The organism is Peribacillus loiseleuriae, from assembly GCF_001183985.1.
Classification (GTDB): Bacteria; Bacillota; Bacilli; order Bacillales; family DSM-1321; genus Peribacillus; species Peribacillus loiseleuriae.
In genome coordinates this window covers 4,010,802-4,036,020 of the sequence record NZ_LFZW01000001.1, presented here as the reverse complement: position 1 = coordinate 4,036,020, position 25,219 = coordinate 4,010,802, and the positions used below count along the sequence as shown (strand labels likewise).

Here is a 25,219-nt window from a genome sequence, read left to right as displayed (position 1 = left end):
CAATAAGGAATATACTCTATGGTTCTGCTTGCTAAAGAACTAGAAAAGTTTTGTCGTTTTACTTGATAAAAACGGATAATATATCATTGCCGAAAAGGAATTAACAGGTTACAATTGGAAATAAATCAGGTGTTTTTTAATAAAAATGTTAGAAAAGTAATAGTCTAGTAATAAATAGAAGAGAAAATCTGGGGGAAATAGGTGGGGGAAAATTGAAAAAATATCTTGTGCTGTTTGCGGTAATTGCAATGGTCGGGGGATTGGTTCTGCACGTAAAGCATGGAGAAGCAGCTACTCATGTAAAGCCTAGTGAAGTTCAAGGCGTTGGTCAGCATACGAAGCATGGACTTCTGCTTTCTAAGAAAGAATGGGTCGAACAGGAAATAACATTGATTGATTCGAGAGATGGAAGAGAAATACAAAAAATAAAACCTTCTTCATTTAATAGTGAAGAAAAAGCAGCGAGTCTTGCCCGTGAATTGGAACAGAAATACGATCAGCCTATGGTCCCGGCCCGACTAAATTCTGATGGGACAATGAAAGCAGGCAGTAACAGAGTCGTGGTAGATAAGGCAGCCTTTGTAACAATGCTACAGAATGTTACATTTTTTCAAAGAGAAATTGAAGTACCTATTACGGAAAGTGCGCCTAATATAACGGCTGAAGCGGCTGCAAATGTGAATCAAGATGTGCTAGCCTCTTATAAGACCCACTTCAATGCTTCTATTAAAGGAAGAACGACCAATATTGTTTTATCCGCTAAGGAGATTGATGGGGTCATATTAGGTCCTGGAGACAGGTTTTATTATAATTTAGTTGTCGGTGAAGCTACTGCTGAAAGAGGCTACCAAAAAGCTATGGAAATTGTGAACAAGGAAATGGTAGAAGGAATTGGCGGTGGAATTTGCCAGACATCTAGTACACTCTACAATGCTATAGACAAGTTAGGCCTAGAAATTGTAGAGCTGCACCACCATTCGCTGGGTGTTTCCTATGTTCCGGTAGATCGTGACGCTACCGTAGCGTATGGAGGAAAGGACTTTAAGTTTTTAAATAATAAAGACTTTCCTGTTATGATTAAGGCCATAGTGGATACAAAAAATGGAACGCTTGAAGTCCAAGTACGAGCAGCCGACCAATCTGTTGCAAAAAAAGGCTGAGTATAAAGTGAGAGATTGTAGAACATCGGTTAACATCAAAATTCAAAATCAATGATATAATATATAAGTAGAGCCTAGCCTAGACAAAATTATTTGTTTAGGTTTTGTCTTTTTTATGTGACATACATAAAGGAAACATCCATCAGTGGGTTTTTTCATCCCCCACAGATAAGTAGTTCAACCGGGATAAAAGAATAATGTGGACGGAGTGTGATGAGTGATAGTGAGATTTAAAAAAATGATACCGAATTTTGTTACGTTAGGAAATTTGTATTGTGGTTTTTTATCGATAGGCTTTGCGGCAAATGGTCAATATAGTAATGCTGCCATCTTAATCTTGATTGGTATGATGCTGGACAGTATGGATGGCCGGTTGGCACGAATGTTACAAGCGGACAGCGCATTAGGAAAAGAACTAGATTCATTGGCCGATATTGTTACATTTGGTGTTGCTCCCTCGTTTCTTGTTTATTATACATATTTTTTCCATTTTGGTTTGTTAGGATTGATTGTAGCTGGACTGTTTCCACTATTCGGTGCATTCCGCTTAGCAAGATTTAACATTAGCTCAACGAAATCATCGATGAATTATTTTATCGGAGTTCCGATTACAGCGGCCGGTGGAATTCTGGCGTTACTTACCTTATTTGGAGGTAAACTACCCAATATCATTACGACAGTTGTCTTTACAGCGCTTTGCTTTTTAATGGTGAGTAAAATCCGAATTCCTAGCTTGAAAGAAATACCACTTCCAAAATACGGTACAATTGTAACCGCATTTCTTGGCTGTTCTCTATTTGCGATTTATAAAGGCACCTATCAAAACTTTCCTTATCTCATCTATATCGCCACCCCGCTTTATATCACGTATTTAGGGTATCGATTCGTGAAGAGCAGGAAAGATTCAGAATGAAATTGGAGATTGTCTAAAAAAGGTCTGAACCTTTCGTTATGGGGCAGTCCCTTGTCATTTATTTTATATCTTTTTAAATTGAAGGGAATTTTGAGGAAATGTTAAAATAGAACAGTGATGTGAATAGGAGTGAGCGTACTGTGAATAAAATAAATTGGCGTAATGAAATAGAGAGCCGTAAACTAGATTTGTTGCAAGATACACAAAATCTCTTAAAGATTAAAAGTGTTTTAGACGAAGAAAATGGAACAAAAGAAGCTCCATTTGGCACAGGTGTAAAAGAAGCGCTCGACTACATGTTAAGGCTTGGAGAGAAAGCGGATTTCACAGTTAAAAATGTAGACAATATCGCTGGTCATATTGAAATGGGAGAAGGGGAAGAGGTCGTCGGAATCCTTTGCCATGTAGACGTGGTGCCAGAAGGAGACGGCTGGAGCTCAGACCCATTTGGAGCTGAAATTCGCGATGGAAAAATCTTTGCCCGTGGCGCGCTTGATGATAAAGGGCCGACAATGGCGGCTTTCTATGCGATGAAAACAGTGACAGAGCTTGGTTTACCTTTAAGTAAGCGTGTCCGAATGATCATCGGTACAGATGAAGAATCCAAATGGCGTTGTGTGGACCGATATTTTGAAGTAGAAGAAATGCCATCATTAGGCTTCGCACCAGATGCTGATTTTCCAATCATAAATGCGGAAAAAGGAATTTGGGATTTTGCGATGATTCAAGAGCCTGCAAATATGAATCAGAAGACAGCCATAGTAAATGTGAAGAGCTTTATATCTGGCCGAAGAACGAATATGGTCCCTGATTTTGCAACAGCTATTGTGGAAACGGCTAATCAAGAAGAAGTAGCACGTCTTTTCAATTCGTATGTAAAAAAACACTCGTTAATAGGTAATGCCACATCTACGGGGAATGAACTATTATTTGAGGTTAAAGGTGTATCAGCCCATGCGATGGAACCAAATAATGGTGTGAATGCAGGGTTGCGCCTAGCAAATTTCCTATCAAGTTTAGAACTGGATGAGCACGCTAATACGTATTTTAGTTTTATTAATGAATATTTAATTGACGATACACGTGCGAGCAAACTTGGAATTGCCTATAGCGATGAAATGACGGGGGAGTTGACGTTGAATGCGGGCAGATTCAATTATTCGAAAGAAAGTGAAAGCAGCATCGGCTTCAGTATGCGTTATCCGGTTACGTATAAATGGGAAGAACAGACAACGAAGCTCAAAGCTCATCTGAAATCCTTGGATTGGCGCCTTGTAACGAACTCTCACTCCACTCCGCATCATGTGGATAGTGAAAGCTTCTTAATTAAAACACTACAAAAAGTATATGAAGAAGAAACAGGTGAAAGAGCTGAATTGCTTTCGATCGGCGGAGGTACTTATGCCCGTTCATTGACAGAAGGAGTCGCATTCGGTCCGCTATTCCCGGGCAGTGAGGATCGTGCTCATCAAAAGGATGAATACATGGTGATTGAGGATCTGGTAAAAGCGGCAGCTATTTATGCTGCAGCCATCTATGAATTGGCAAAGTGATGACAAAGGGGGAATCTAATATGGAAAAGATGCTTCTTGATGGTGAAATGCGTAATCGTAGCGAAATAAAGGTAGAATTTGAAGATAGAGGCTATCAATTTGGTGATGGTGTATACGAGGTCATCCGAGTTTATAACGGCAAGCTGTTTACGAGTGAGATGCACCTGACGAGGCTAATTGAAAGTGCGAACAAAATCAGTATCAAAATTCCATATACGGTAGAAGAAATCGAGGCTCAGCTAAAGGAACTTGTAGCCGAAAATGAGATCGCATTTGGTACGGTCTATATGCAATTTACAAGAGGAGTTTCGCCTAGAAATCATCCATTCCCAAGTACGGATGTTGCACCGGTTTATGTCGCTTACACAAAAGAAGTTCCATACAATGGCGCACTAAAGCCAGGAGCGAAGGCAATCACAATCGAGGATATCCGCTGGCTTCGCTGTGATATTAAAAGTCTAAACTTGCTTGGAAATATTCTTGCCAAACAAAAAGCGGCAGAAACGGGCTGCTTTGAAGCGATTCAGCATCGTGGCAGTACGGTAACTGAAGGAAGCTCATCGAATATTTCTATCGTAGTGAATGGTGAACTGAAAACACATCCAGCTACTAACTTGATCTTAAACGGGATTACTCGACAAGTGATGCTTAAGATATGTGAGGATTTAGGCGTTGCTTATAAAGAGGAAGCCTTTACTTTAGAAGAACTCGTGGTAGCTGACGAGGTCATCATGACGAGCACTACGGCTGAAATTACGCCAATTACTGAAATAGATGGTCAATCAATTGGCAGCGGTGAACCAGGTACTGTGACACGTCAAATACAACAAGCTTTTCATGCAGAACTCGAGCGTCAGTGCGGTCATATTATTGAATCCGTTGCGAAATGATCCAAAAATTTTTAGTCCCAAAATAACGAAACCAACGCCAAAAAAATCTGATGATAACTAGTTAGATTACAATATGAAGGTACGCTTTCCGTAATCGAGGGGACAGAGCAGTCTGTCCTCTTTTTTTGAATGTAATCAACTTGCATATAGTGAAACTTCAATCAGAGGGGGCTTCTTCATCTCACACCTATTTTTATTCTCTCGCGAAAAGTAATACAGCTTGTTAAATAAGGATAAAATAAAAAATAAAAGGAAGTTGGAAGATGACGAAAACACATTTCTTTTATGCGTTAACTTTGCCAGATGAAACGAAAGGATTTTTGAAGCAGACAAGTGAAAGGATCAAGAGTGAATTCGCTTTTAAAAAATGGCTGCACCAAGATGATTATCATATCACACTTGCGTTTCTTGGAGATGCACCAGAAGAAATGAGACAAAAGAGTTTGGAATTCGTGAATGATGCTCTTACGGAAGCATCTCGGATAGATCTGCAATTGGATAATATCGGCATCTTTGGAAATGTTGAAACGCCCCGGATTCTGTGGGCGGGGATGAAGCCGTCTGAACAGCTGAACAATCTGCGGAAAAAGATATATGTAGCATGTGAGGAAGCTTGCTTTACTTTGGATAAAAAGCCATTCAAACCACATATTACGCTCGCAAGAAAGTTTACTGAAAATGCTTTTCAACTTCATCGAATGCAAGAACTTGCCGATATATCTAATAGAGCCCATCGATTTCAAGGTGCTGCCGTTACGTTATACCAAACTCATCTTGGTCAAGCGCCATCCTATCAACCAATCGCAACATTTTCACTAAAAAAAAGGGTCTGACCTCACTCTGACCCCTAGTTTATAGTGTTATAGATATATTGTAGTTGTGGGGTCTGACCCTTTCAATACCCTCGATAAAATAGCCTAGGACGGTGATGAATATGGGACAGCTGATAAAGCTTCAAGATTATATATCAAGATATGAGCAGGATATATATCGTTATCCCAGCCAATTTGTTCGGCTCAAGCAGCAGCAGTGGGAGAAACTGAAAACAGCTTACACAGCTGGCGAGCTTGTGACGCTTTATGCAGAACAAGAATATGTTGGACAAATGGAAGCAGAACGTGGTGAAAAAAAAGGATTATTTAACAAAGTAAAAAGTCTAATAGGAAAAGGCACTAAAGACCTGCCAGAATATAAGGAAAAGCCTTCTGATGAGACGAATGTTTTCTCGTTGAAATTTCCTACAGAGCCAAAGAGTCTAGATGATTTAAAGCAAAACTACTTGAATCAACTTTTGAAGTTTCAATTAAAGTGGGGAAGCTCCACGATTCATGAAAAATCATGGATGGATAACTCCTATATTTTAGATGAAAAGTTACGTTTCTTTTTACAACGTTTTCCCGATACATATCTAGTCCTCTACAAGCCAATCTTTGTGTTGAAAAACGCCCCAATTGAATTAGAGGTCATTTTATTAGGACCTACCGATGTATGGTGCATAACCTTTTTGGAGGCAGAAGAGGATGCAGCTTTCATTGGGTCGAATGAACGGTTTTGGCTACGTCGGCACCATCAATATCCGGATAAGAAACTATTAAATCCATTAATTGCCTTGAATCGGACCGGAAAAATTGTTTCCCAGTTATTTGAGTTGTATGAGATTAGCCTACCCATTCATAAGGTTGTCTTATCACGCAACGGATACATTGATTATCCGCAAGCTCCTTACGATATAACGTTTCTCGACAAGCGCATCTTTCCAGAATGGTTTGAGAAAATGAGAAGCGTACAAACGCCATTAAAGCACCAACAGTTAAAAGCGGCACAAGGATTGCTAGAATACTGTCAGACAACATCGAGCAGAAGATTGGAATGGGATGTGGATCAACATAATCAATTTGTAAGTGAAGATGAATCCCGAAAAAGCTGACTAGAGGTATTAGACCTGAAGCACAGAATATGAAAAGTAAGTTTCACTTTATTGGGGATTTGCACGTAAAGATCAATCAAGCTTTACAGGAAATATAGACATAATTTCATGTGTTTTGATGATACCACTTGACGAAAAACTAGCTTTTAACTAAAATTTAAAAAGGATAGCTATTGTTAAATTGTTCAATAGCTATCTTTTTTATTCTAACGATACATTTATCATGTATAATTAAAAAATGGATACCACGACTTACTCTTGGATTTTATTGGATGAGAAGCGATAAGTTTTTAGGAAACACTAAGATTATATACTCAATCTGAAAGTGAAGTTTTTAAACAGCTATTATATAAAGAAAACACCACGAGGCAATTAAGTGAGGAAATTGAAGGTGAACCAATTGGAACATTTATTAGGGCAGGAGTGGGAGATATTTCCTGCTGGAGGAGCAACAGGAGAAGCCTTCATTGCTGTCAACAATGATGAAAAACTTTTTCTAAAACGGAATTCATCTCCATTTCTTGCTGTCCTATCAGCAGAGGGCATCGTGCCTAAGCTCATTTGGACAAGAAGGCTTGAAAATGGAGATACCATTACAGCACAGCACTGGTTAGACGGCAGGGAGTTAACGCATGAAGAAATGAACGAAGAGAACGTTGCTCATCTTCTACGGAAAATTCATCAATCTAAACCGCTATTAAGCATGCTGAAAAGACTGGGAAAATCGCCATTGCTGCCCGACATCATGTTAGAGAATATTACAAATAACCTCGACTTGGAGATACAGAGCATTTCGTCGATACAGCGAGCGTTGTATTTTTTACAAGAAAATTTATCTTTGATTGAATGTGATGATAAGGTTGTCTGTCATTGTGATGTAAATCATAACAACTGGATGGTTACAAAGGAGAATAAGCTGTATTTAATTGACTGGGATGGCGCTATGATTGCAGACCCGGCTATTGATTTAGGCATCCTCCTTAACTCATATATACCAAAAGATCAGTGGGGATCTTGGCTTGAGCGGTATGGAGTGAAGCTGGAGCCGGGCCTTCAATTGAGGATGAAATGGCATGTGTTAGCGCAGTTGCTAATTTCGATTCAATGGCATAAACGTAAAAGTCGGTTAAAGGAAATGGATATTCTCCTTAAAAACCTTGAATCCATTTTAGAATAGTTATGAATATTGATTCATACCATCCACCCACTGTGTTAGCTGGTCTTGGTGAGTTTGGATGTGTTCGTCTAAATCCGAAGTGGAAATGCCACTCTGACTATATTGGTACACATCCTGTAAAATCGATTTTACATTTTGATTAACGCCGTTGTTGACCAATAATGACTTCACAAGTCGTTCTACCTGCTCGTATTCTGAAATAGAGCCACAGCAGTCTGTTTGATGGTTGCTTAATATATCTTTTAATAACGTCATTTGATGCTCGTGTGAAAGCGGCATAGCGTCACCCTTTCTGAAGTTTCTTTTAGGGTACGCTCTGCTGCTTTTCTTTATTCATTTGATAAGTCGTCGATTGTGCACACATGTAGAATAAATTCATCTTGCAGAGGTGTACAATTCCGTGTTATGGTTTGAACGAATCTTTTTATTAGGGGTGTCATCATGCGTTTAAGAAATAAGCCCTGGGCTGACGAGAAATTAAATGAATTCTCCCATTATGTTATTGCAAACCCAGAAGAGCAAAAAGGGAAATGGCAAGCTGTATTTGGGAACGATAATCCGCTTTATATTGAAGTTGGAACAGGGAAAGGTCGCTTTATTACTGAAATGGCCAAAGCTCATCCAAATGTGAATTTTATTGGAATTGAAGTATATAAAAGCGTCATCGTTGCTGCGCTTGACCGTGTCATCGAAGCAGATATTCCCAATCTAAAGCTGCTCAGTGTGGATGCAGCCGACTTACTAAAATTTTTTGCGAAAGGTGAAGTAGACCGAGTGTATTTGAACTTCTCCGATCCATGGCCAAAGACACGTCATGCAAAACGTCGGTTGACCTACAAAACGTTCCTGAGCATTTATGAAGACATTTTACCACAAAACGGTGAAATTCATTTTAAAACCGATAATCAAGGATTATTTGAATCATCGTTAAAGAGCATTTCCGAATATGGAATGCTACTGTCTTATGTCAGTCTGGATCTTCATCATAGTGATTTTGAAGGCAATATCATGACGGAATATGAGGAAAAATTCTCGAATCTAGGTAGTAGAATTTACCGAATGGAAGCTCAGTTTCGATAAAAAAAGTGCAGCCTGCCTATGAGCAAGGCTGCACTTTTTATTGCTCAGGAAACAAAATTAATTATCTGAATCACTTAATTTGTAAGCGCTCTTTCCAAGATCGAATCCAATCAATCTGATGGAGAGAAGGCGCTTGTACTTTTTATTCAACATTTCCAATAATTAGATAATAATGATACACTTGACTTGTATAAAAACAGACTGGTGACGGTTTTAAAAGCGGGGGAAATCTATGGAAACATTACAAATTGGAGAAATTAAGCTAACTTGGTTGAATGGTGGCGTTACTTATATGGATGGGGGAGCAATGTTTGGTGTTGTTCCTAAACCGCTCTGGTCAAAAAAATATCCAGTGAATGACATGAATCAAATTGAATTGCGGACGGATCCCATTCTTATTGAAGCGAATGGATTAAAGCTGCTGATTGATTCAGGAGTGGGAAATAGCAGATTTTCAGAAAAACAAATACGAAACTATGGTGTAAAAGAAGAATCAAGAGTGGCCGAAGATTTAGCAAAGCTTGGGCTAAAGCCATCCGATATTGATTATGTGTTAATGACACATTTACATTTTGATCATGTATGCGGACTAACTAAGCGTATAGGAGAAGAGTGTGCACCTGTTTTTGAGAATGCTTCCATAATTACATCTGATATCGAATGGGAAGAAATGCAAAATCCAAACATTCGTTCAAGAAATACATATTGGCGGGAAAACTGGGAAGCTATTGCCCATTTAATTCAGCCTTTTAGTACAGCTATGCAAATAACAAAAGGGATCAAAATGATTCATACAGGCGGACACAGCGCTGGCCATTCGGTTGTCGTCATCGAAAGTGGCGATGAAATGCTCATTCACATGGCTGATACTATGCCAACGCACGCACATAATAACGTTTTATGGGTGCTTGCCTATGATGATTACCCGATGGACTCCGTCTATCAAAAACAGAAGTGGATGAAAGAGGGGCTAGAAAAAGGAGCATGGTACAGCTTTTATCATGATGCCTATTACCGAGCAGTAAAGTGGGACAAAACGGGAAAAGAAATTCTAGCCGAAGTAAAACGCGAACGACCATAACAGATAAGGAACCATTCCACAACGAAAGGGTCAGACCCCACAACTACAAATACAGTTCAAATTAAGTGTATGTAACACTGTAAACTGTGTATGGAGTGTGAGGTCAGACCCTTTTGTGACAGTTTATTTTTTCGAAATTAAATCAATAATTGTTCCAGTTGTTGCATCGGCAACAAATTCGAATTGTTCTTGGGTATTGTTAATACTCCTTGTAATGCCACCCTTATACACTTCATAATCGAGGTCGTACTTTTGATACGTTTCAGGCTTCATCAAAATCCAAGAACCGTAAATTTTTCCATCCTTCTTAACGGCTGCTTTCACAACATCTAATATCTTTTCAGGAGAAGGAGGTCCTGATTGCTCCAATACTTGTTTCGTTGCATAGCCTGCAGCAAAACCTGCAGTAACCCCTAGTATGAATGTTTTCCAGTTCATTCTCTGATCCCCTCCATTTTCTCACGTGTAAATCTATCTCTTAGTATACAAAAGATTGTCATCACTTCCCAATAATTAGTCACTGATATAATGTTCTATGGTGTACGTGTTCATATTATGCAAACTATTTTATTGCTAGGGCAAAATAATCTGTAAGTGGTAACGAACATCAACTTTCTGTAAAATGGAGGAGTACATAAAATAGTCAGATTCGAGGTAGAGAAAATGAATCAAGAAACTTTAGCGTTATTTAAGACGTTGACTGAGTTGCCAGGCACTTCTGGGAATGAACATGCCGTCAGAAAATTTATGAAATCTGAGCTTGAGAAATATTCAGATGAAATTGTTCAGGATCGCCTTGGTAGTATTTTTGGTCTGAAAAAAGGACCAGTAGATGGACCGACTGTACTAGTTGCCGGTCATATGGATGAAGTAGGGTTCATGGTTACATCGATTACGGATAATGGAATGGTTCGCTTCCAGCCACTTGGCGGTTGGTGGAGCCAAGTTTTACTTGCGCAACGTGTGCAAATTATTACTGATAACGGTCCGGTAATAGGGGTTATCGGTTCGATTCCTCCTCATTTACTTGAGGAGTCTCAACGTTCGAAGCCAATGGATATTAAAAATATGCTGATTGATATCGGTGCCGATGATAAAGAAGATGCGATGAAAATCGGCATTATCCCTGGTCAACAAATTGTCCCGATCTGTCCATTTACACCGATGGCAAATGAAAAGAAAATCCTTGCGAAATCATGGGACAACCGCTATGGTTGCGGTCTTTCCATAGAACTTTTGAAAGACTTACAAGGGGAGACGTTGCCAAATAATTTGTATTCAGGAGCAACGGTTCAAGAAGAAGTAGGCCTTCGCGGTGCACAGACTTCTGCATTCATGATTAAGCCAGATATTTTCTTCGCTTTGGATGCGAGCCCAGCAAATGATATGTCCGGTAATAAATCTGAATTTGGACAGCTAGGTAAAGGAGCTCTCTTAAGAATCCTTGACCGTACGATGGTGACGCATAAGGGGATGCGTGAATTTATTTTAGATACAGCAGAAACCCATTCAATTCCATATCAATACTTCGTATCACAAGGTGGTACTGACGCTGGACGTGTGCATCAAGCGAATGAAGGAATACCAAGTGGAGTAATTGGCATTTGCTCAAGATACATCCACACAGCTGCCTCTATGATCCATGTCGACGATTATGCGGCAGCACGTGAGCTGATTGGGAAATTAGTACGTGCATGTGATAAAACGACGCTTGAAAGCATTCTAAATAACGGGTAAAGGTGTTTGATAAGTACGATGTTACGAATTGTAGTCGGGAGTTATAACCCAGCAAAAGTGCAAGCAGTGAAGAATGCATTTTCAGGAGAACTTGTTGAAATCTTATCACTAAATGTTCTATCTGGTGTACAGGAACAGCCCTTTTCTGATGACGAAACGATAGAGGGAGCCGTGAATCGGTCTAGAAACGGCTTGAGTGAAAGTGATGCACAAATTGGAATAGGCCTTGAAGGCGGAGTTGTCGAAACAAAACATGGATTGTTCCTCTGCAATTGGGGAGCACTAACAGTCCGGGAATCATCAGATGTGTTCATTGCGGGCGGTGCGAGAATATTGCTACCAGATGTAGTAGCCAAAAGATTGCTCGCTGGAGAAGAGCTTGGACCGGTTATGGATGATTTCACAAATCGTGCCGGCATTCGTAAAAAGGAAGGCGCGATTGGCGTATTTACAAATGAACGGATTACCCGAGAAGACATGTTCAGCCATATTATGAGCATGTTGGTAGGGCAATATGAATATAAATTTGGACAACAGCGATAATTTAAAAAAAGGTTCTTTCTTCGTAATGAAGGAAGAACCTTTTTCTGTTAAACGAACGGTTCTCACATACATGCAATATTTGAAAATATGAATTTATGGGTCAAAATCAAAAAATATGCGTCAAAGTAATTGTTCGATAAGCTATAGAGCTCTCAAAAAACATCCATGAGCGTCTGCTCTAAAGCTCAACGATGAAAAAGGTTCAGGTTGTCGAATTGTATAACCTTATGAAGGTGGCGGTGCGGAGCTGATTTTGCGAAGCCCCACCCCTTTTCTGCAGAAAAAAGAAAGAGATTGTCCCAGAAGGGTCAGCCGCTTTCTCCTTTGTACTATGCGTTTTTCTTTAGCTTTGGTAACTTAGTTTTTTTCTCTTTTTTGCTTCTATTAAACTTCATGACAGAAGATGGTTTCCAATGAATCTTCTTTCGTTTTAGGTTCGTCTTTTTTGCTCTTTTCTTTTCAGAATGGATTTCGCTAACTTCTTTCTCAAGATTAAACTGGGAAACGACCGTTTGTAAATCAGCTGCGATATGGCTTAGTTCTGTTGCGGCTTCGCTTACCTGTGTAATTGCCATTAATTGGCTTTCGCTTGAGGCACTGACTTCTTGTGAAGCGCCGGTGGTTTGCTCTGATATTTGATACACATCCCCCATTTTTTGAACGAGAATGGTGTTTGCGTTTTGGACATCTTTAATGGAACGTTGGATGGTACCAATTTTCAAGCTGATTCGTTCCACATGTTGAACGATATTTTCAAACGCGCTCTTTGTATAGTCGACTGAATGACTTTGAATCGTTTTATATTCATTAAATTTCTGCGATTCAATCATTAATGCATTCATTTGTTCATTCATTGTATGGATGACATCTTGGATGCTATTGGCTTCATGTTTGGAACGTTCCGCAAGCTTTCGTACTTCGGTTGCCACTACACTAAATCCTCTTCCAGCATCCCCAGCTCGTGCGGATTCAATGGCTGCATTTAAGGCGAGAAGATTTGTGTTTTCAGCAATGTCTTGGATTGTTCCAACAATACCTGATATTGCAAGTGATTTTTCAGATGCACTCTGAATTTGCATCGTCAAATGTGTAGCCAATTGTAGGAATTGTTCAGATGTCACCTGAAGGCTTGCGACTGTTTTCAGTCCAACATGCCCTTCATTCTCTGTTTGTTTTGCCTCTATAACAATTTCTTTACTTATAATTTCTGTTTCTGAGATGGAATCCGTTACCTTTTGTAAAATAACATTGCTTTCCTCAAGCTCTAAAGATTGTAGTGTCGCGCCAGCTGCAACTTGTTTAATGGCTGCATTTACTTGATTGGATTGAGCAGAAGTTTCTTCAGAAATAGCGGCTAGATTTTGTGAAGAAGAGTTCAATTGATCAGCTGAATTTCTAACTTCAAGTAATGTGTGTTTAACTTTTTCCGCCATTTTATTAAAAGTTTCTGCTAAACTCATCATTTCGTCTTTTCGTTTGATGACTACTTGATGTGCCAGATTACCGCTACCGATTTTATCTGCGCCATGTTTTAAAGCGAAAATGGAAGAACGCATCGATGCCATTAATAGATAGCCAATGGACGAGAGAATCAAAATGATAATAACGCTGATTACAACAAGAGAAATAGTAATCCGTTTGACCTTTTCTTCATTTGCACGTTTCATTTTCGTTTCTTGCTCATGCACAATGGTTTCTAAATCAGAAGCTGATTTTTCAACTGTACGTGCTGATGTATCAAATGCCAACGTCATGGTTGTTGTGTCCAGATAGGTTGTTACGATCGATCTCATTGTCTTTCTATATTTGCTTAGTTGAGTAATAAGAGCCTCTTTTTGCACAAGAGGAATGGCTGAACTAGCTATTGTATTCTCTAGGTCAGTTATCCGAGACGAATATTCTGTATATGGAGTATGTTCTTTCGTTGCCATGTATTGTTGTTCGAATAGCCGAATCATATAGAATTGGTTGAAAAGCTCTTGCTGATTCGAATGTTTAAGCAGATCCGCCACTTTATTTCCGTCAGTTTCAAGCTCTGCTCGAAGGCCTTCCGTGTTGAAATAGCCCGTTTTTTCATATAGTTGAACAATTTGCTTAAAGCTCTTTTCGTAGTCTTTAGAATGAATCTCAATGAGTTTGAATTGCTGAACCATGTCAGGGTAGGAGATGTATTCTGCTTTTAATGAAGCAGAAGTATCGATAATTTTCCTGACACGCTCGAATACAAATCTTGCATTGGAAGCTTTCGGATTTTTCAAATACTGTCGCTCGAATTTTCGCGTATCCGCCATTTCATATTTAAGATCTTTACTATCCTCAATAGCTTGATTGAGAATCGACTGTTCTTCTCTAACGTTATTTTGCATTCTCATTGCGATCATGTTAAAAACGATTAATAGAAGAACACTAACTAATGATATGAAAATAATAAGTCCGATTTTTGCTTTAATTGTTTTCATGAACTTCCTCTCTTTCCGAATAAGTAGGTAATTGTATGTACTATACTATTGCGATATAAGAAATATTTCCTATATTATAGATTTTTTAGTTGTTGATAACAATAGAAAGTTGTAAAAGGCAGACGATCATATAAAGAAAAAATCGGCAAAAAGACTTAGGTTTATAGTAGGGTGTAATACTTGCCAATTTAAATGCAAAACAACTATGGCGTTAAAACGCCACCCTTTATCATGTATCATGAAGGATTCATCCTGTAACACGCTACACTCCCCTAATCACAATGGTGGCGGTGCGGAGCCGAATTTTGAAGTATTTTCTTAATAAAGTACGTATATCTGCAATGTAGATTGGCTATAGTAGTAAGTTGCGAAGCCCCGTCCCCATGTCCTTCATACAAACAAGTTTGCGTATTGTTGGTTTATCCTGAAGTAGTTTGGTATCATCAAAATAAGTGTTGAGGGATAAAATTTATCGAATACATGGAGGGAATTAGAATGAAGAATTTAGAATCTATGGAGCAATTTACAACGTTAAAAAATGAAGGGAAACATATTTTCTTGTTTTCAGCAGATTGGTGTGGAGATTGCAGAGTGATTGAACCGATTTTACCAGGCATTGAAGCGGCATACGCTGATTATTCCTTCGTACATATTGACCGTGATAAATTTATTGATCTTTGTGTAGAAAATGATGTTTTTGGCATTCCAAGTTTTATTGCGTATGATAACGGAAAAGAGCTGGGGCGTTTTGTTAGCAAAGACCGTAAAACGGAGCAAGAAATCAAAGACTTTATCGAATCCTTATAATATTTCATATCAAGTATGAAGAGCGTCTTATTTTAAAAAGCTAAACCAACTCAAAATAAAGTACGTAAGCCTGAGCTCCGTCCTTGTTCCTTCATACAATAATCAAAGGAGTGAAGAATGCTGAATGAAAATGGATAGTAAGAAGATCATGAAACTTATGAAAGAGCGGTTAGGTTCGCAATACCGCAGCTATGACTTTAATAGTAAGACAGATGTTCTTCGAATTGAAAACACGGTAACTGGAAAAGGCATTTCAATTGAGTTGCCAAAAATCGTTGCAAATTGGGAAAATTCAAAAGAAAAAGCGATTGATGAAGTTGTTTATTATGTAGAGGAAGCATTGCAGGTGATGGGTGAAGAGCACACATTGATTGGTAAGGAAAAAAACATCTTTCCAGTCATTCGGTCCACCTCATTTCCTACAGAAGCGACATCTGGGAATCCGTTTTTATTTGATGAACATACAGCTGAAACACGGATTCTGTATGCGCTTGATTTGGGAAATACATACCGGCTAATCGATCGTCAGATGCTAGAGAAAGAAGGGTGGGAACCTGAACGGATACGACAAATTGCAAAGTTTAACGTCCGATCGCTCAAAACACCCTTGAAATCTGATACGGTTGCTGGTAATACATTTTACTTCCTGAATACGAATGATGGTTACGATGCAAGTCGTATCGTCAACGAAACTTGGTTAAAAGAAATGAAAAAAAACATGAAAGGTGAGATGGCGATTAGTATCCCGCATCAAGATGTAATCATTATCGCAGATGTCGAGAATGATACTGGCTATGATGTGCTTGCACAAATGGCGATGAGCTTTTTTGCAAGTGGCCATGTCCCAATCACCGCTCTTTCTTTCTTATACGAAAATGACGAGTTAGAGCCAATCTTTATCCTCGGCAAAAATAAAAAGAGAAGCGAGTAATCAAGCAAAACCTTATAGGATGCGCATTCTGACAGTGAAACATCACTGAGTGGGATGTGCTTCTTTTTTTATCCCGGTTTAACAGGCTGTAATACCCCGACTGATGGAAGTTTTCCTCTTTTATCATGAAAATATAATATGACTGTATTGATACTGAAATAGAATCCACGTATACTAGGTCACCTAGAGAATATGAAAATATCACAAATAAAACGGTTTCCTCACATAATTTTGTGAAACTCATTGATTAATTGGTGTATACTGGGTATATTCCAACTGGCTTATGATGCAGGTAATGGGTACGCATAATAGTTGGTTTACCTATATTTTATAAAAAAAAGATCGTTGACTATAAGTTGGTAGAAAGAGTGATTGTATTGAAATGGCTCAAAAAAATAAAGAAATGGTTTCAAGATGAAGAAATTATTGAAATAGAAGAAATTATGATAGATGAAGAGATTGATAAAGAAACCTTAAAAACAATGGATTTGACCCAACTGAAAAAGGTGAAAGAACTTTCAGTCTCCCATGATGAACCCGTATCCTCCCGTTTAGACCCGGATACTCGGATATTATTTCAATACCCAAAGGGTGAATTTAAATTCCCTATTATCCCAGATAGTAAATTGAGAGAAAGGCGTCCCAAAAAGCCTGTCCGTCCAATAAACAAAGAAAGAAACATAAATCATCGGGAGAACAGTTCGGAAACAGTTCACAAGCAACCAGTAAAGCCGGAAGAGAAGAAACAGGAAGTAGCACCAAAAACGACTAAGATTATTCCGTCCAAAAAACCGTTTCGGCCAACTGAAATTCCATCTCCTATTTATGGGTATAAACGACCGGAACCCTTTAATAAGACCGAAGATGACCATGTTGAGTATGAATTAGAAAGCTCAATAGAATTACATGTTCCCGATCCAATAGAAACTAAAGCGATACTTCGAAAAAATGATAGGGAAGAACCAGAGGAAAAGCTTGAAACGATAGCAGATACAGAGTTTGAAGAACAAAAGGTCGGCGAAGATGTATCAGAATTAATCGATGTCTATGATGAGAAAGAAAAAAATGAGAATTTGACGGACTTAATCAAAGAAGAAGAAAAAGCGGAGCTTAAAGAAATAAGTATTGATACTACCGCTGCTACAATTGAATCGCTAGTACCAAATGTAGAAGAAACCGAACAAAAGACTGCCACGATTTCTGTACATGAAGTTGAATCAAGTGATACAACGACAATCGCAGAACCTTCTCTTGAACAGGAACATTTCGTTCAACCAAAACCTACAAAAAAACATATTCCCTTTAATGTAGTTATGTTGAAGCAGGATAAAGAAAAGGTCGATAGGCTGAAACCTTTCGGGTCGACGAGGAAATCTATTGTCGAGGATTGGAACATTTCCCGGGAAAATGTCGAGTCAGGGTCTGAAGTTAAGTTTGAACAAGATGCGAATGAAGTACATAGCAAAGAAGCTCGTGTAATAACTAAAGACTTAGTTGAATCGAAATCCGAAGTACACCTTACTTCTATTCAAAGTCTTGTACATACCGAAGAACCGGTAAAAGAGATCATTCCTGAAGACATTCCTACAGAACCGTTAGAAATGAATCTACAAAATCAAATTGTATCGAATCATACAAAGAGTGAGGAAGAAAATCCATATTACGCATTTCCTTCCATCGACCTATTAACACCAGCAGCAACTACAGAAAATGACAATGAATGGCTTGAAGGACAAACGGCACTATTGGATGATACATTGAAGAACTTTAATGTTCGTGCGAAAGTCGTCAATGTCACGCAAGGACCTGCTGTTACAAGATTTGAGGTCCAGCCAGAGCCAGGTGTGAAGGTGAATAAGGTTACGAATTTAATGGATGATATTAAACTAAGTCTTGCAGCGCAGGATATTCGGATGGAAGCACCGATTCCCGGTAAGCATACAATTGGCATTGAAATTCCAAATCGAAAAAGTATGCCTGTTTTTTTGCGGGAAATTCTCGAAAGTGATTCATTCAAACAAGATCCATCCCCGTTGACAGTTGCACTTGGACTTGATATTTCCGGTGAACCGATTGTGACTGACTTGAAAAAAATGCCGCACGGACTCATTGCCGGGGCAACGGGCTCAGGGAAAAGTGTGTGTATTAATTCTATGCTAATTAGTTTACTGTACAAAGCTACACCACAAGAGGTGAAACTGCTACTCATAGATCCTAAAATGGTCGAACTTGCTCCATATAACCGTCTCCCTCATCTCGTTAGCCCGGTTATTACAGATGTAAAGGCAGCTACTGCTGCTTTGAAATGGGCTGTTGAAGAAATGGAACGGCGCTATGAGCTATTTGTTCACGCGGGAGTACGTGATATCGGGCGTTTCAATGAAAACGCAGAGGCTGCGGGTCAGCACGCGAACAAACTGCCATTTATCGTGATTATTATTGATGAGCTTGCCGATTTAATGATGATGTCGCCTGCAGATGTGGAGGAGGCCATTAGTCGAATTGCACAGAAAGCACGTGCTTGCGGAATTCATTTGATTGTTGCAACTCAGCGTCCTTCAGTTGATGTTATTACTGGATTGATTAAGGCAAATATCCCGACAAGAATTGCTTTTTCAGTCTCATCTCAAGTGGATTCACGCACAATTCTCGACAGCGGTGGTGCAGAAAAGCTGCTAGGTAGAGGCGATATGTTGTTTGCAGAAAATGGATCTTCCAAATCGGTTCGGCTTCAAGGTACGTTCGTCACTGATCATGAAATTGATGAGGTTGTCCATCATGTGAAGAACGAGCAGCAGCCGCAATACTTATTTGAGCAAGAAGAATTATTAAATAAAGTACAAGTTACGGAAGAAATCGATGAACTATTTTTTGAGTCATGCGAATTTGTCGTCTCTCAAAATGCTGCTTCAACCTCAAGCTTACAAAGGAGGTTCAAGATTGGTTACAATCGGGCAGCTAGATTGATGGAAATGATGCATGAACAGGGGATTATTTCTGAATCCAGAGGTAGTAAACCGAGGGATGTGCTCATCAATGCAGAAGAATTAGAATACTTTTTAGAGGAAAAATCGGTGATGTAAGAATCGGGCAGTAATTCGCCGACTACAGTATGTGTGTTGCGGCCACTAGTAGGATGGGCTAACGTGTACAGACAATACTCTTTTGAAGGTGTTTCTGTTCTTTGTGTAAAGGAAATAGGAAGAGCTAGGTTTACTTAAAAAGTAGAAACAAATAACACGGGGAATTTAAGGGGTTTTGTAAGAGGATGTATGGAAGTACTACTCACGCAGGCCATATTACTGGAGCTAGTTTGTCTAACTAAGATGACTTTAATACTAGATATGGGTGTTTAATAGCCATATTCGTGTCTTTTATAGGTGAACATCCTAGACGAAAATGTATATACTAAGAATTATAACGTATTAATTGGCAAATGAAGGGTCGATAAAATCAACTATGTTAAAATGGTAATATTGTGTGATGGTTGATTTTTTTAAATAGTGATATAATGAATACTCATGTATTAAAAACGTGAAGTTAAGATTTCTATTCTATGGGAGATACTGAAAGGGAAGCCATTAAGCTCCCTTAGAACTTCCAAATTAGTTAACAAGTAAAACAAAAAATGACATCATATACCGTGATACAGATAGACGATTGGTGGAGGATCTATTTATGACTGTTTACCATTTTGTAGGAATTAAAGGCTCTGGGATGAGCGCGCTTGCTCAAGTACTTCATGATATGGGGTATGTTGTTCAAGGTTCTGACTATGATAAGAAATTTTTTACACAAATTGCATTAGAAAATGCAGGCATTACAATTCTACCTTTTGCTGAAGAAAATATTCAGCCTGGAATGACAATTATTGCAGGAAATGCATTCCCAGACACTCATCCGGAAATTGTTGCAGCGATGAAGCTGGGATTGCCAATCCTTCGCTATCACAAATTCCTCGGAGACTTATCGAAGGGATTCATCAGTGTGGCTGTAACAGGCGCACATGGGAAAACATCGACGACAGGATTACTTGCCCATGTAATGGGAGGAGCAAAGCCAACTTCGTATTTAATCGGTGATGGTACGGGGAAAGGGATTGCTAAATCGGACTATTTTGTATTCGAGGCGTGTGAATATCGCCGCCATTTCCTTTCTTATTATCCTGATTATGCAATCATGACGAATATTGATTACGACCATCCAGACTATTTTGCCAACATTGAGGACGTATTCGAGGCGTTTCAGAAGATGGCTCTGCAAGTGAACAAAGGAATTATTGCTTGTGGCGATGATGAACAACTTCAAGGAATTCAAGCAAAAGTTCCAGTGATCTTATACGGATTTGCGGAAGAAAATGATTTTCAAGCACGGAATATTCAAGTTTCCGAACAGGGCACAACATTTGATGTTCATGTGCGGAATAATTACTATGAGACGTTTACGATTCCGACCTATGGTAAGCATAATGTGTTAAACGCTGTAGCCGTTATTGCACTGTGTCAATATGAAAATTTGGATACGGAAACGGTGAAGGCGCAATTGACGACATTTACTGGGGTGAAACGTCGTTTTTCTGAGAAAGAAATTGGCAATCAAATCGTTATTGACGATTATGCCCATCATCCGACTGAAATTACAGCAACGGTTGATTCTGCACGTCAAAAATATCCCAATCGTGAAATTGTGGCCGTATTTCAGCCGCATACGTATTCAAGAACTCAGGCATTTCTAAATGAATTTGCCGATAGCTTAAACTTAGCTGATCAAGTATATCTATGCGAAATCTTTGGTTCGGCACGTGAACATCAAGGGAAGCTTTCCATTGAGGATCTTCAAGAGAAAGTCCCAGGAGCTGAGCTGATTTCAGAGGAAACAACAGAAATCCTTCGCAAACATGACAACAGTGTCATTCTATTCATGGGCGCCGGAGATATTCAGAAATTCCAGGCTGCATATGAGAAATTACTAGAAGTGAAATAATATAACAAATGCCATCGGAGATTATTACCCGGTGGTTTTTTTGTGTTATAAATAAAAAACTCAGATTCCCTATATGGAAAATCTGAATTCAAGATACTCAATGGAGGAAATGGTGCCTTGTACAAAGGTGGAAAAACGTTATATTTTTGCTCCCTTTTTTATATGATTCCAGATGATGGAATCATATAGGAAAACAGTCTTAGACATCTGCCTTGAATATGCTATTCATGCTATAAGAGCATCACTTCTGTATTTGGGGGTTAATAAATATTAGTCTAGTTGATTAGTGTCCTACTTGTAAATCTTTTATAGAATTTCATTGGTAAATCACGAAGTACGTTGCCATCAATGTTTATATGGTAGAGGCAATTCTAATGAGGTTAAGACAATTCGAAATGATATTTGACCTTACACTTCAACTCTAACTTATCTTTCTTTTTGTTATCGTATTCACACTTTGACTCTGACTTGTTTTTTTTATCTTTCTTTTTGTTATGGCACTCACATTTCAGCTCTGACTTATCCTTTTTATCTTTCTTTTTATTATGGCACTTGTTTTTCTCAGGATCAGGACAGTAATCACGAGCTTCCATATAATACTTATTTTTCTTTGGGTTATAAAGTTCCATAAAATCACCCTTTCTATCGCCTTAATACAGGGTATTCAATGAACGAAGGGGATGCTTGTACCAAGCAGGAAAATCACTCTATTTTTGCGCCTTTTTCTATAGAAAAGAGGAGAGGCTTCGCAAATTCAGCTCCGCAATTGCCATCTTCATAAGGTGATACAGTTTATAGAACCTGACCCTTTTTCAGCGTTAGGTTAGAGCAGGCGCTCGTGGATGTTTTATGTCGGACCATGCATGTGTCTTTGTTAAAGTAAAAATAGAATGCTATATTTGAACAAAAACAGCTTGTGCGATTAATCCTTTAAGCTTTCTTTTTAGAGTGTTAATGTATTGGTTTCGTTCCTTTAAAAAAGGCAAGATCATTGAGAAATCCATTTAATAAAAAGATGGGCGCAATATATTCGCATAACTGGAATAAACATGCACCCATTCATAAGCCCTTTATATAAGTACATCCTGTATCGATAAAAACAAAATCTATGGTCAGACGATTTATTAACACTGATTACTATCCATGTTTTCATCATTATTTTCAATTTTTGTCTCTTTATTTAAATACTTCCAATAATATGCTTCTATGGCAGTATCAATCATCCGTTGTTTAATAAAATGGTCGAAAGTCTTTTTCCCTTTCTTTTTTTCTTCCAACGCTGCATTTCGATCCTTCTTGAGCTCGTCAATCCACTCCAATAATTCCTCACGGTTGGAATCAAGAAAATCGTTATAAATTTCTCTGAAAGGATGTGACTCAGGAATTTTAGGACGCTTTTTCCATTCTGACATAACGATTTATCCCCTCCTCCTTTGAATAGGGTATTCATCTATCTGTCCAAAAGCTCCCAAATTTTTAAAAGAGAATGGGAATAATAATTAGTTTGCCCATAATAAGGCGAACAAAAGACTTATTATTTTAAATAAAAATAAGCTCTTGTCCCTTACAAAACTACGCCTACTTGCATTATATAGCAGGGAAGACATATTAAAGTGTCAAACTTATAGGGAGATGAGAGAATGGGTTATATTGCAAGATCATACAGTGGTGAGGAATATTACGAAAGTTGTCCGAGAAAAGAAAGTAAGAAAGATAATAGGAAAGATCACGACAAAAAAGATGATAGGAAAAACCAATGTTTTATTTCAACTCATGAGTTCAAAAAGGATGACATTAAACTTCCGCAGAACACACCTCTAACACTTTTTGAAGATTTTACAAACAATCATAATAAAACATTTATTGTATTAACTCCAGACCATGATGTACAGGTAACTATTAAAACAAGAGAAAAAAAAGAAAAAGATTGTGACAGACATTGTGACAGGCATTGTGACAGACATTGTGACAGACATTGTGACAGACATTGTGACAGAGTAATTAAAGAAGATATCATTAAAGATAGTACAAAAATATTTCAAGTTGAGGATTTTAAAAGTCTTGTTGTTACACCTAGACATGGAGATTTTACAACGATTGATGTAGATATCCAAAAAACGTTCTGTATCTGCTGTCATAATGAAAATGATGAGAAACATGATAAGCATCATGATTGTGATTGCTAATAAGCATGAATAAAAAACCCCCTTGATATACAAGAGGTCATTGGAAGAGGGCATGGTTAAATGAAATCATGTCCCTTTTTTTAGGAGATAGGCACGTTACTTAGTAAAGATATATTTAACGGAGCGTCTCTAATACCTCTAAATAAAATTTCTTATTAATCTCCTGCATCTGTGTTATATCTTCACTTATTTCCTCCAACTTGCTTTTAGTTGTAAAATTACTATTTTCCTCCACGTCCTTTGATCCTGTTGTAGAATGTTGTCCAAGCAATAAATATAGCAAGGCATATGAGCTTAAGCTATGGTCAATATTGATGATAGTTTGCCCGTTATGCAGCATTGTGGTATCGTTCTCGTTTTTATTAATTTTTCTTTCAATTTCTTTTTGTAGCAGTGTTTCTAACAAATCCTTAATTTCCTTATTCTTCGAAGAAAACAAATTCCTCACCCCATTTCTAATAATTTATGCTGATGGAATTCAAAGAAGCAATCCCTTCCATTCTTTCTTTGTAATAAATAAACCCTTCAACCTGTATATAGGCGGGTTCAACGTTTGTGAAACGAAGCTGGAAGTTCGAGAATGAGAAGGTTTCATTTGGCGGAATTATCTCATTTGAGACTGGCTTGAATAAGTACTCCTTATCCCTATTACTTTTTGAATTTTCGATCCGTTCCCAAAAAAAAGTTTCGTTTTGAAGAGGTTTATTAGGAAGGACGTATTTTCCGGAAAAGTCGTATGGTTTGTCCGAGTTAATCTTGAGTAAGATAACTGGACTGTGTAGGGGAAGAGCCGTTTGATTATGAAAATGAAAGGTTCCTATAACGGTATGCTCCTGATTATTTTCTTGATCTATAATCGTCGAATAATTGAAATAGGAAATGGGATTTGACACTTGAACTTGCTTTTTATTATGTAGACATGTCCTTATTTTTTCCTGAAATTCGATACTTTCGATTTCCATTTCCTTGAGTTTATTTTCTAATTCTTGAAGTAGTTTGTCCGTCATATTTTCACCAGCCTTAAAAAGAATGAAGAGAGGAAATCTCCTCTCTTAAATCTTATGCAAGCTTATTAGTTATCATGACCAGGGAAAATGACTGGGCATTGTGGAGGAACGACTGGTGCTTGGCATTGTTCTGTCAAGATATCTCTTGGCTGGCAGAAGTCTGCTTTCACTTCGATCGTAACGTCAGCAACTGCTTGAATGCTTTGGCATGTTGTTAATGTAAGATCGACGCTTTTTAAACGATCATCGTGGAAATTAAGCTTAGCAGTGCCATCTAGATCTGTTATTCTAACTACTAATCTTGTGCCTTCTGGCGCACATAAGAATAAACTTTCATGAGCTTCTACACGGATTGGGCAAGATTTAAAGACGAAATGTGTATGATCATGAATACCTCTAAATTCAATGACAATGAAGAAGACCTTTACGAAAGAGACTTTTTCCAGTGTTACTAAGGCACCGTCAATGACAAACGTTTTTTCCTCACGCTTATCGATTTCTTTTACCTTAACCTCAGCATTTGGACCAAGCGGTTTTCCACGCTCATCAGTTAAAATGAAGTGTGTTGTTAAATGCTTTACATTATCCAGTTCATGGTCAATTTCAAGCTCTTCGGCTGAAACAAATTGTCTAATCGTATTCTGTAATACAACCCAATCATATACTTTTTCAGCATTGATACATAAAAGCTCTTGAGTGGGCCGTGGTGAATGACTCATATGATCGACTCCCTAATAAAATTTTTATTGTACAGTACAAAGTATGTAGACCCCCTAGTCCTAGTT

At 38.3% G+C, this 25,219-nt stretch carries 24 protein-coding genes; 16 read left to right on the top strand and 8 right to left on the bottom strand.

Annotated elements, in window-relative coordinates; all coding sequences use genetic code 11:
• Nucleotides 1-212 precede the first annotated feature (212 nt).
• From AC625_RS18610 to AC625_RS18580, 7 genes are all read left to right on the top strand, one after another.
• Complete coding sequence (locus AC625_RS18610; RefSeq protein WP_049682655.1) at nucleotides 213-1,160, top strand: VanW family protein; 948 nt, start codon at nucleotides 213-215, stop codon at nucleotides 1,158-1,160.
• Between the two features lie 223 nt (nucleotides 1,161-1,383).
• Nucleotides 1,384-2,073, top strand: coding sequence for a CDP-diacylglycerol--serine O-phosphatidyltransferase (gene pssA / locus AC625_RS18605; RefSeq protein ID WP_049683812.1), 690 nt, complete (start codon nucleotides 1,384-1,386; stop codon nucleotides 2,071-2,073).
• 140 nt (nucleotides 2,074-2,213) lie between these two features.
• Nucleotides 2,214-3,626 carry a dipeptidase PepV gene (gene pepV / locus AC625_RS18600; RefSeq protein WP_049682654.1) on the top strand — a complete coding sequence of 471 codons (1,413 nt, stop codon included), beginning with the start codon at nucleotides 2,214-2,216 and terminating at the stop codon, nucleotides 3,624-3,626.
• 20 nt (nucleotides 3,627-3,646) lie between these two features.
• On the top strand, nucleotides 3,647-4,516 hold the full coding sequence (dat, locus tag AC625_RS18595) for a D-amino-acid transaminase (protein WP_049682653.1): 870 nt from the start codon (nucleotides 3,647-3,649) through the stop codon (nucleotides 4,514-4,516).
• A 263-nt stretch (nucleotides 4,517-4,779) separates the two neighbouring features.
• Complete coding sequence (thpR, locus tag AC625_RS18590; protein WP_049682652.1) at nucleotides 4,780-5,349, top strand: RNA 2',3'-cyclic phosphodiesterase; 570 nt, start codon at nucleotides 4,780-4,782, stop codon at nucleotides 5,347-5,349.
• A gap of 101 nt (nucleotides 5,350-5,450) precedes the next feature.
• Complete coding sequence (locus AC625_RS18585) at nucleotides 5,451-6,443, top strand: NERD domain-containing protein (protein ID WP_049682651.1); 993 nt, start codon at nucleotides 5,451-5,453, stop codon at nucleotides 6,441-6,443.
• A gap of 400 nt (nucleotides 6,444-6,843) precedes the next feature.
• A complete protein-coding gene (locus tag AC625_RS18580) occupies nucleotides 6,844-7,620 on the top strand; it encodes a phosphotransferase family protein (RefSeq protein ID WP_049683811.1) in 777 nt (258 codons plus the stop codon).
• Here the strand turns inward: AC625_RS18580 and AC625_RS18575 are convergent, their stop codons facing one another.
• On the bottom strand, nucleotides 7,621-7,899 hold the full coding sequence (locus AC625_RS18575; RefSeq protein ID WP_049682650.1) for a YtzH-like family protein: 279 nt from the start codon (nucleotides 7,897-7,899) through the stop codon (nucleotides 7,621-7,623). It abuts the gene before it with no gap.
• Nucleotides 7,900-8,061: 162 nt separating this feature from the next.
• Between AC625_RS18575 and trmB the strand changes: the two genes are divergently transcribed.
• A complete protein-coding gene (trmB, locus tag AC625_RS18570; protein WP_049682649.1) occupies nucleotides 8,062-8,700 on the top strand; it encodes a tRNA (guanosine(46)-N7)-methyltransferase TrmB in 639 nt (212 codons plus the stop codon).
• Between the two features lie 232 nt (nucleotides 8,701-8,932).
• Nucleotides 8,933-9,781 carry a YtnP family quorum-quenching lactonase gene (locus tag AC625_RS18565; RefSeq protein WP_049682648.1) on the top strand — a complete coding sequence of 283 codons (849 nt, stop codon included), beginning with the start codon at nucleotides 8,933-8,935 and terminating at the stop codon, nucleotides 9,779-9,781.
• 123 nt (nucleotides 9,782-9,904) lie between these two features.
• On the opposite strand, the gene AC625_RS18560 is transcribed toward AC625_RS18565, so the two are convergent.
• Nucleotides 9,905-10,219: a PepSY domain-containing protein gene (locus AC625_RS18560; protein ID WP_049682647.1), complete on the bottom strand. Its 315-nt coding sequence runs from the start codon at nucleotides 10,217-10,219 to the stop codon at nucleotides 9,905-9,907.
• Nucleotides 10,220-10,444: 225 nt separating this feature from the next.
• Here AC625_RS18560 and AC625_RS18555 point away from each other — a divergent pair, with 225 nt between their 5' ends.
• Together AC625_RS18555 and AC625_RS18550 are read left to right on the top strand one after the other, a co-directional pair.
• Nucleotides 10,445-11,518: a M42 family metallopeptidase gene (locus AC625_RS18555; protein WP_049682646.1), complete on the top strand. Its 1,074-nt coding sequence runs from the start codon at nucleotides 10,445-10,447 to the stop codon at nucleotides 11,516-11,518.
• 18 nt (nucleotides 11,519-11,536) lie between these two features.
• Nucleotides 11,537-12,061, top strand: a complete 525-nt coding sequence (locus tag AC625_RS18550) for a DUF84 family protein (protein WP_049682645.1) — start codon at nucleotides 11,537-11,539, stop codon at nucleotides 12,059-12,061.
• Between the two features lie 329 nt (nucleotides 12,062-12,390).
• Here the strand turns inward: AC625_RS18550 and AC625_RS18545 are convergent, their stop codons facing one another.
• Nucleotides 12,391-14,520, bottom strand: a complete 2,130-nt coding sequence (locus AC625_RS18545) for a methyl-accepting chemotaxis protein (RefSeq protein WP_049682644.1) — start codon at nucleotides 14,518-14,520, stop codon at nucleotides 12,391-12,393.
• A 495-nt stretch (nucleotides 14,521-15,015) separates the two neighbouring features.
• On the opposite strand from AC625_RS18545, the gene AC625_RS18540 reads away from it, so the two are divergent.
• The 4 genes from AC625_RS18540 to murC all read left to right on the top strand — a co-directional run bounded on the left by AC625_RS18540 (nucleotide 15,016) and on the right by murC (nucleotide 21,241).
• Entirely contained in the window at nucleotides 15,016-15,327 is a 312-nt protein-coding gene (locus AC625_RS18540) for a thioredoxin family protein (RefSeq protein WP_049682643.1), read from the top strand.
• A 124-nt stretch (nucleotides 15,328-15,451) separates the two neighbouring features.
• Nucleotides 15,452-16,258 (top strand): DUF1444 domain-containing protein, encoded by an 807-nt coding sequence (locus tag AC625_RS18535; protein WP_245645037.1) that lies wholly within the window; start codon nucleotides 15,452-15,454, stop codon nucleotides 16,256-16,258.
• A 377-nt stretch (nucleotides 16,259-16,635) separates the two neighbouring features.
• Nucleotides 16,636-19,341, top strand: coding sequence for a DNA translocase FtsK (locus AC625_RS18530; protein ID WP_053178142.1), 2,706 nt, complete (start codon nucleotides 16,636-16,638; stop codon nucleotides 19,339-19,341).
• A gap of 595 nt (nucleotides 19,342-19,936) precedes the next feature.
• Nucleotides 19,937-21,241 carry a UDP-N-acetylmuramate--L-alanine ligase gene (gene murC / locus AC625_RS18525; protein ID WP_049682642.1) on the top strand — a complete coding sequence of 435 codons (1,305 nt, stop codon included), beginning with the start codon at nucleotides 19,937-19,939 and terminating at the stop codon, nucleotides 21,239-21,241.
• A 380-nt stretch (nucleotides 21,242-21,621) separates the two neighbouring features.
• Here the strand turns inward: murC and AC625_RS18520 are convergent, their stop codons facing one another.
• Both AC625_RS18520 and AC625_RS18515 read right to left on the bottom strand, forming a co-directional pair.
• Complete coding sequence (locus tag AC625_RS18520) at nucleotides 21,622-21,870, bottom strand: hypothetical protein (RefSeq protein WP_049682641.1); 249 nt, start codon at nucleotides 21,868-21,870, stop codon at nucleotides 21,622-21,624.
• A gap of 495 nt (nucleotides 21,871-22,365) precedes the next feature.
• The gene (locus AC625_RS18515; protein ID WP_049682640.1) at nucleotides 22,366-22,653 is read right to left on the bottom strand and encodes a hypothetical protein; all 288 of its coding nucleotides are present in this window, start codon (nucleotides 22,651-22,653) and stop codon (nucleotides 22,366-22,368) included.
• Nucleotides 22,654-22,881: 228 nt separating this feature from the next.
• Here AC625_RS18515 and AC625_RS18510 point away from each other — a divergent pair, with 228 nt between their 5' ends.
• Nucleotides 22,882-23,427 (top strand): hypothetical protein, encoded by a 546-nt coding sequence (locus tag AC625_RS18510; RefSeq protein WP_049682639.1) that lies wholly within the window; start codon nucleotides 22,882-22,884, stop codon nucleotides 23,425-23,427.
• 115 nt (nucleotides 23,428-23,542) lie between these two features.
• Here AC625_RS18510 and AC625_RS18505 read toward each other — a convergent pair whose 3' ends face one another.
• The 3 genes from AC625_RS18505 to AC625_RS18495 form a co-directional block, all read right to left on the bottom strand.
• The gene (locus tag AC625_RS18505) at nucleotides 23,543-23,866 is read right to left on the bottom strand and encodes a hypothetical protein (protein ID WP_049682638.1); all 324 of its coding nucleotides are present in this window, start codon (nucleotides 23,864-23,866) and stop codon (nucleotides 23,543-23,545) included.
• Between the two features lie 16 nt (nucleotides 23,867-23,882).
• Entirely contained in the window at nucleotides 23,883-24,434 is a 552-nt protein-coding gene (locus AC625_RS18500) for a hypothetical protein (protein ID WP_049682637.1), read from the bottom strand.
• Nucleotides 24,435-24,499: 65 nt separating this feature from the next.
• Entirely contained in the window at nucleotides 24,500-25,153 is a 654-nt protein-coding gene (locus tag AC625_RS18495; RefSeq protein WP_049682636.1) for a BMQ_0737 family morphogenetic spore coat protein, read from the bottom strand.
• Nucleotides 25,154-25,219 lie beyond the last annotated feature (66 nt).